Source organism: Sinomonas sp., assembly GCF_051955515.1.
Taxonomy (GTDB): Bacteria; Actinomycetota; Actinomycetes; order Actinomycetales; family Micrococcaceae; genus Sinomonas.
This window is the reverse complement of record NZ_JBQCGQ010000251.1, coordinates 1-6,921: the sequence shown is the minus strand read 5'-3', so window position 1 is coordinate 6,921 and position 6,921 is coordinate 1. Positions and strand designations below refer to the sequence as shown.

Here is a 6,921-nt window from a genome sequence, read left to right as displayed (position 1 = left end):
GAGATGTGGTTCTCGTCGTAGATCACCACGAGGTTGCCCAGCTCCTGGTGGCCAGCCAGCGACGAGGCCTCGGAGGTCACGCCTTCCTGGAGGTCGCCGTCGGAGGCGATGACCCACACGGTGTGGTCGAACGGCGACTCGCCGGCCGGGGCCTCGGGATCGTACAGGCCCCGCTCGCGGCGCTGCGAGTACGCGAAGCCGACCGAGGAGGCCAGGCCCTGGCCCAGCGGGCCGGTGGTGATCTCCACGCCCTTGGTGTGCTTGTACTCGGGGTGGCCCGGTGTGAGGGAGCCCCACGTGCGCAGCGCCGCAAGGTCCTCGACCTCGAGGCCGTAGCCAGCCAGGAACAGCTGGATGTACAGCGTCAGCGACGAGTGCCCGGGGGAGAGGATGAAGCGGTCGCGGCCGATCCATTCGGCGTCGGACGGGTCGTGGCGCATGAGCTTCTGGAACAGCAGGTACGCCGCCGGCGCCAGGCTCATGGCCGTGCCCGGGTGCCCGTTGCCCACCTTCTGGACCGCGTCCGCCGCGAGCACGCGGATCGTGTCGACCGCCTTGCGATCCACATCGGTCCAGGTCAGTTCTTCAACATCCACAGCAGGCACGTAGACGAGCCCCTCTCGATCGCTGACGGCGGACCGCTGCCTGGCGCCCGTCATGGTGGGTCCACGGCAGCATGCCGGCCGTTCACCATTGAAACGTGTTCTTGTGTGCGTCCCGAGGCTTGGGCCCCGCCGCGCGAGGACCAATTCGCGCATTGCGAGAACGGGACAACCAGCTCACATACTACGCACGCGGCCCAACGCGGGTCAGCGGTTTGCCGCAAATTGGGCCGAATGTGAATAACGGACGGCCGATTCGGGAGTGAGCTCCCGGAAACCTCGGCGACACGTGCGCGGGTATGATGGAGCTTCCGAGAGAAGAAGAAAAGAGTCGCACGCCCGTGAGTACAGACGCCCACGCCACTTCCCGCCCCACCGGCTCGAGGGTGGCTCGCAAACTCAAGGCCTACGTCGCTCTCACCAAGCCCCGCGTCATCGAACTGCTCCTCGTGAGCACGCTGCCGACTATGATCTACGCCCAGCGCGGGTTCCCGTCTCTGGGACTCATCGCGGCCACCCTCATCGGCGGCGCGTTCGCAGCGGGGAGCGCTGGCGCCTTCAACTGCTACATTGACCGCGATATCGACAGGCTCATGCGCCGCACCGAGAACCGTCCCCTGGTGACGGGTGAGGTGACGCCGCGAGAGGCCCTCGCCTTCGCCTGGATCCTCGGCATCGCGTCGCTCGCCATCCTGTGGTTCGGCGCCAACCCGCTCTCGTCGGTCCTCGGCGCGGGCGCCATCTTCTTCTACGTCGTGGTCTACACGCTCGTGCTGAAGCGCCGCACGGCGCAGAACATCGTCTGGGGCGGCGCCGCCGGCTGCTTCCCCGTCCTTATCGCGTGGGCCGCGGTCACGGGCACCGTGGCGTGGCCCGCCGTCGTCCTCTTCATGGTGATCTTCCTGTGGACACCGCCGCATTACTGGCCGCTCTCCATGCGCTACGGCGAGGACTACCGCAACGCCCACGTCCCCATGCTGGGCGCCGTCGCGGGAGCGAAGATCGTCTCCGTGCAGGTAGTGCTCTATGCGTGGGCCATGGTGATCTGCTCGCTCCTGTTGGTTCCCCTCGGGCACGCAGGCTGGGTCTACACCATCGCTGCTGTCGTCGCCGGCGCCTGGTTCCTGCGGGAATCGCACGGGCTCTACTCCCGAGCCCAGCGAGAGGAGATCGAGGACAAGAAGGCCATGAAGGTCTTTCATGGCTCGATCAGCTACCTCACAATCCTCTTCCTGGCTCTGGCTGTTGATCCCTTCGTGGGGAGCGCGCTCGTCGGCTGAGCCCGAGGACACGTCCTGCACAGAGACACGTCCTGCACAGGAAAGGGGCCGCGGCATGTGCCGCGGCCCCTTCTCTGTCTTGGTGGGAGCGCTACACGCGAGGGCTCCAGCGGGCGAGGTCTGCAGCATTCGTGGCCTCGGCCATGAGGATCGCCGCCACGACCATGTGCAGGCCGACCAGAAGGGCCGGGATGCCTGTGTAGTACTGGGTGATGCCGATGGCGGCCTGGAGGACGGTGAGACCGAGGAGACCGAGCACCGCTGTGCGGAAGGGCCCCCGCACGCGGCGGGAGAGGACGACGACGAGCGCGAAGAGCGCGCCGAACGTCACCAGATACGCGGGCACTGCGTGAATGTGCGAGACGAGATCCCAATCGAGGCCGTTGCGCGGCGCGGCGGCGTCGCCTGCGTGGGGACCAGCACCGGTGACGACGACGCCGAGCACGACTGCGAGGGCGGCGGCGCCGGCGGTGGCTGCCGTGACAGGGCGCATCGAGCTCGGCAGAGCCGCGAGCGTGCGGTTCATGAAGCGGCCGGTCCGGCTGTAGGCGCGATTCACGAGCAGCGTCGCGAGGACCACGAGCGCCATGGAGACGAGGAAGTGGAGCGCCACGACCCAGGGGTTGAGCTCTGTCAGCACGGAGATCCCGCCGATCACGGCCTGAGCCGGAATGCTCGCGAGGAGCCCGATCGCGAGCCAGAAGAGGTCACGGCGCTGACGGCGAAGGTTCCATAGGGCCACAAGCATGGCAACGGCGACCGCGGCGAGGGCGAACGTGAGGAGGCGGTTGCCGAATTCGATGACTCCGTGGAAGCCCATTTCGGGAGTCGTCGTCAGCGAGCTCACCGTGCAGCGGGGCCAGGTTGGGCAGCCGAGGCCCGAGGAGGTGAGCCGCACCGCCCCGCCCGTGGCGATGAGCACGATCTGGCCGACGAGCGAGGCGACCGCGAGCACGCGGACCCGCCGATCGACCTCGGTGGGCAGCCAGTCGACGAAACGGCGGACGGCGGTCTGTGACATGGTCAGTTCTTCTCCGGAATGGGGGGTGGTGGGGTGGGGCGGCGGGGGAGGGTCAGTTCCACTTGAACCAGCGGACGGCAGCGAATCCGCCGGCCACGCCCCACACCAGGAGGACGACGACGGCGGGAAGATCGATGGTTCCGTGCAGGAATGCGGCACGGGACGCGTCCCCGCGGGCGCCCGAGGGAAGGAAGCCGACGATCCCGGCGATCTGCGACGGCAGTTTCGAGCTCGGCATCGTGATGCCGCCGAACACTCCGAAGAGGATCCACACGAGGTTGGTCACGGCGAGCGTTGCCTCCGGGCGGGCCGTGCCCGCGACGAGGAGCCCGAGCGCGGTGAAGACGGCGGCACCCACCCCAAGCAGGACGAGCCCGAGGATGGCGCCGGGAAGGTCCGGTCGCCAGCCGAGCAGAGCAGCGACCCCTCCGATGACCACGACCTGCACGGCGAGGACAGCGAGCACGGCGACTGTCTTCCCCGCGATGAGACCGGCACGGCCGAGCGGTGTGGTCGAAAGGAAGCGGAGCACGCCGTATCGGCGGTCGAAGCCCGTCGCAATGCCCTGGCCGGTGAACCCAGTGGACATCGTGCACAGGGCAAGGATGCCGGGTGCCGCGACATCGACCCGATTGGGCCCCAGCCCATCGAGGAAGGGGGTCACCGTGAGCCCGATGAGCGCGATGAGCGGCAGCACGATCATCAGCAGGAGCTGTTCGCCGTTGCGCAGCATGGTCAGCGTCTCGTAGCGACCCTGCTGCCAGACCCGCCCGGGCAGGGATGTGGCGGCGCTCATGCTGACTCCTTCTCGCGGTCCGGCGTCGTCTGCGATTTGTCCGGCGTTACGGCGTCTTGGGCGGCCGAGGCCTCCGCGATCCCGAGGAAGACGTCCTCGAGGCTCTGCGTTCCCAGCTCGAGGGACGTCGGCATGATTCCTTGCGCGTCGAGCCACTGCGCGAGGGAGGCGAGGTGCGCCGTCGTGAGCTCTCCGTCGACCTGGTAGTGACCCGCGGTGGGTTCGAGGACGCGCAAACTGCCCCCGCCGGTCGGGAAGGCCTGCGCGAGGTCGAGGCCGGCGGGCCCCCTCAGGGTGAGGCGACGCGCCGCCTGCGTGGCGGTTCCCAGCAGTTCTGCGACGGTTCCTTCGGCCACGATGCGGCCGCGGTCCAGGATCGCCACGTAATCGGCGAGGCGTTCGGCGTCGTCGAGCAGATGGGTGGTGAGCACGATGCCCAAGCCTTGCGCCCGGAGATCGCCGATGAGGTCGAAGACCACTTGCCGGGACTGCGGATCGAGTCCCGCGCTGGGCTCGTCCAGGAAGACCACTTCCGGGCGCCCGACGAGGGCCGCGGCCAGAGCACCACGCTGCTTCTGGCCGCCGGAGAGGCGGCGGATCGTGGTCCCCGCGAACTCGCCCAAGCCGAGGCGTTCTGCCAGATCGTCGACGGGCAGGGGATCGCGGTACATCCCCGCGACGTGCTTGAGGAGCGCGAGCGGCTTGGCCGACGGCGGGAGCCCGCCTTCCTGGAGCATCACGCCAACCCGGGCCCGCAGTTCGGCGCTGGCGAGCTGCGGGTCCTCGCCGAGCAGCCGGATCGTGCCGCCCGTCCGGCGGCGGAGGCCTTGGGCGCATTCGAGGGTCGTCGTCTTGCCGGCGCCGTTGACTCCGAGCAGGACGGTCACTTCTCCCGCCCGCGCAACGAAGTCGACACCTGCCAGGACCCGCTTCATCCGGCCCCCTTCGGCGGCGATCGGACCGACGTCGTGGATCAGCCCCTCGATCTCGAGGCAAGGGGTACCGGATTTGAGCACTCATCCATTCTACGCAAGGTAGTACAAGGCTCCCTGCGGGCCGATGTGACGCATCTATCCGCCAACTAAGCCCCTCCTTACTGGAGACGGGGAAGAGATTAGGTGAAGATTGTGTTGTGTATTCCGTGACCACAGCTCAAGCGCCTGCTAGAAGTGCGTCCGGGAAAGGCCTGTCTGGCGAGGCCGAGGACCGAACGCGCGACCGCGTCCTGAGCGCCGTGCTCGAGCATGGTCCCGTGAGCGCGGCGGAGCTCGGGGACATGCTCAGCCTCACTCCTGCCGCCGTCCGGCGCCATCTGGATGCGCTGACCCGCGCCGGCGTCGTCGAGGTCAAGCGGGTGGCCACCTCGGGCGTGGGGGCCGGTCGTCCGGCCCGCCGCTATGTGCTGACGTCGCGGGGACAGTCGACGATCGGCGACGACTACCTCGACATCGCCCGTACCGCGCTCCATCGCCTCGCAGATGTCGCCGGACCCGGCGCGGTCGAGGATTTCGCGGAGGAGCGGTTCGCCGCGATGGAGCAGCGGTACCAGCCGCTGGTCGACGCCGCAGGCGAGGACATCGCCGACAGATCGCGGGCTCTCGCGGAGGCCCTGACGCGGGACGGCTTCGTCGCGTCGGCCACCGAAATCGGGCCTCGGGTCCTGCCGTCGGGCAAACCGCTGCCGGACCACCTCGCAAGCGTCCAGCTCTGCCAGGGCCACTGCCCTGTGCAGCAGCTCGCTGCCGAGTTCCCCGTCTTCTGCGACACCGAGACCGCGGTCTTCTCGCGGCTCCTCGGGGTCGACGTGCGTCGGCTCTCGACGCTCGCGGGAGGCGGGCACGTGTGCACCACGCACATCCCGACCGGTCGCGGGGCCAGAGCGGCCGCCGCAACCCCAAGCCAAGCTGAGCAAACATCCGAAACTGAGAGGCCGTGATGACGGATCAATTGGCCGAGAAGCACAATGTGGACGTCGAGCCCACGGTGATCTCGGAGATTCTCGAGAAGAACCCCGAACTCCACGGGATCGGCAACTACGAGTACGGCTGGGCAGATGCGGACGTCGCTGGCGCCAACGCGCGCCGCGGGCTCAACGAGGACGTCGTCCGTGACATTTCTGCGAAGAAGGGCGAGCCCGATTGGATGCTCGACCTGCGGCTCAAGGGACTGAAGTACTTCGACCGTAAGCCGATGCCGCTCTGGGGAGCTGACCTCTCCGGCATCGACTTCGACAACATCAAGTACTTCGTGCGCTCCACCGAGAAGCAGGCTGGCTCGTGGGAGGAGCTCCCCGAGGACATCCGCAACACGTACGAGAAGCTCGGCATCCCGGAGGCAGAGCGCAGCCGCCTCGTGGCCGGCGTCGCCGCGCAGTACGAGTCCGAGGTGGTCTACCACCAGATCCGCGAGGACCTCGAGCGCCAGGGCGTGATCTTCCTCGACACGGACACCGCGCTCAAGGAGCACCCGGAGTTCTTCCAGGAGTACTTCGGCACGGTCATCCCCGTTGGCGACAACAAGTTCGCCTCGCTGAACACGGCCGTGTGGTCGGGCGGCTCGTTCGTCTACGTCCCCAAGGGCGTGCACGTGGAGATCCCTCTCCAGGCGTACTTCCGCATCAACACCGAGAACATGGGCCAGTTCGAGCGGACCCTGATCATCGCCGACGAGGATTCCTACGTCCACTACATCGAGGGCTGCACGGCCCCGATCTACACCTCGGATTCGCTGCACTCTGCGGTTGTCGAGATCATCGTCAAGAAGGGCGCCCGCGTCCGCTACACGACGATCCAGAACTGGTCGAACAACGTCTACAACCTCGTCACCAAGCGTGCCATCTGCCACGAGGGCGCCACGATGGAGTGGATCGACGGCAACATCGGGTCGAAGGTCACCATGAAGTACCCGGCCGTGTACCTCGTCGGCGAGCACGCGAAGGGCGAGACCCTCTCGATCGCGTTCGCGGGCGAAGGGCAGCATCAGGACACGGGCTCCAAGATGGTGCACATCGCACCGAACACGAAGTCCTCGATCGTCTCGAAGTCCGTGGCGCGGAATGGCGGGCGCGCCGCCTATCGCGGTCTCGTGCAGGTGCGCGAGGGTGCGAAGCACTCGGCGAACACCGTGCGCTGTGACGCTCTCCTGGTCGACACGATCTCCCGCTCGGACACGTACCCGTACATCGACATCCGCGAGGACGACGTGGTGCTCGGCCACGAGGCG

General features: G+C 67.8%; 6 protein-coding genes and 1 pseudogene. 3 read left to right on the top strand and 4 right to left on the bottom strand.

Annotation, left to right across the window (positions count from 1 at the left end):
- Positions 1-659: pseudogene (locus ACTHL9_RS15125) on the bottom strand (transketolase); the annotation flags it as partial.
- A gap of 284 nt (positions 660-943) precedes the next feature.
- Between ACTHL9_RS15125 and ACTHL9_RS15120 the strand changes: the two are divergent.
- A complete protein-coding gene (locus tag ACTHL9_RS15120; protein ID WP_440520111.1) occupies positions 944-1,882 on the top strand; it encodes a heme o synthase in 939 nt (312 codons plus the stop codon).
- A gap of 91 nt (positions 1,883-1,973) precedes the next feature.
- On the opposite strand, the gene ACTHL9_RS15115 is transcribed toward ACTHL9_RS15120, so the two are convergent.
- The 3 genes from ACTHL9_RS15115 to ACTHL9_RS15105 are packed head-to-tail and all read right to left on the bottom strand — an operon-like array spanning position 1,974 to position 4,715.
- Positions 1,974-2,903 carry a COX15/CtaA family protein gene (locus ACTHL9_RS15115; RefSeq protein WP_440520110.1) on the bottom strand — a complete coding sequence of 310 codons (930 nt, stop codon included), beginning with the start codon at positions 2,901-2,903 and terminating at the stop codon, positions 1,974-1,976.
- Between the two features lie 52 nt (positions 2,904-2,955).
- Entirely contained in the window at positions 2,956-3,699 is a 744-nt protein-coding gene (locus ACTHL9_RS15110; RefSeq protein WP_440520109.1) for an ABC transporter permease, read from the bottom strand.
- Entirely contained in the window at positions 3,696-4,715 is a 1,020-nt protein-coding gene (locus tag ACTHL9_RS15105; RefSeq protein ID WP_440520108.1) for an ABC transporter ATP-binding protein, read from the bottom strand. The genes ACTHL9_RS15110 and ACTHL9_RS15105 overlap by 4 nt, the downstream gene beginning before the upstream one ends.
- A 125-nt stretch (positions 4,716-4,840) precedes the next feature.
- On the opposite strand from ACTHL9_RS15105, the gene ACTHL9_RS15100 reads away from it, so the two are divergent.
- Both ACTHL9_RS15100 and sufB read left to right on the top strand, forming a co-directional pair.
- On the top strand, positions 4,841-5,635 hold the full coding sequence (locus ACTHL9_RS15100) for a helix-turn-helix transcriptional regulator (protein WP_440520107.1): 795 nt from the start codon (positions 4,841-4,843) through the stop codon (positions 5,633-5,635).
- Positions 5,635-6,921: Fe-S cluster assembly protein SufB (sufB, locus tag ACTHL9_RS15095; RefSeq protein WP_440520106.1), on the top strand; the 1,287-nt coding region annotated here is incomplete at its 3' end. The genes ACTHL9_RS15100 and sufB, both read left to right, overlap by 1 nt.

What these genes read in the sequence shown, in the direction of transcription:
- ACTHL9_RS15110 (WP_440520109.1), bottom strand. Translation starts at nt 3,699, where the DNA reads ATGAGCGCCGCCACATCCCTGCCCGGGCGGGTCTGGCAGCAGGGTCGC.
- ACTHL9_RS15115 (WP_440520110.1), bottom strand. Translation starts at nt 2,903, where the DNA reads ATGTCACAGACCGCCGTCCGCCGTTTCGTCGACTGGCTGCCCACCGAG.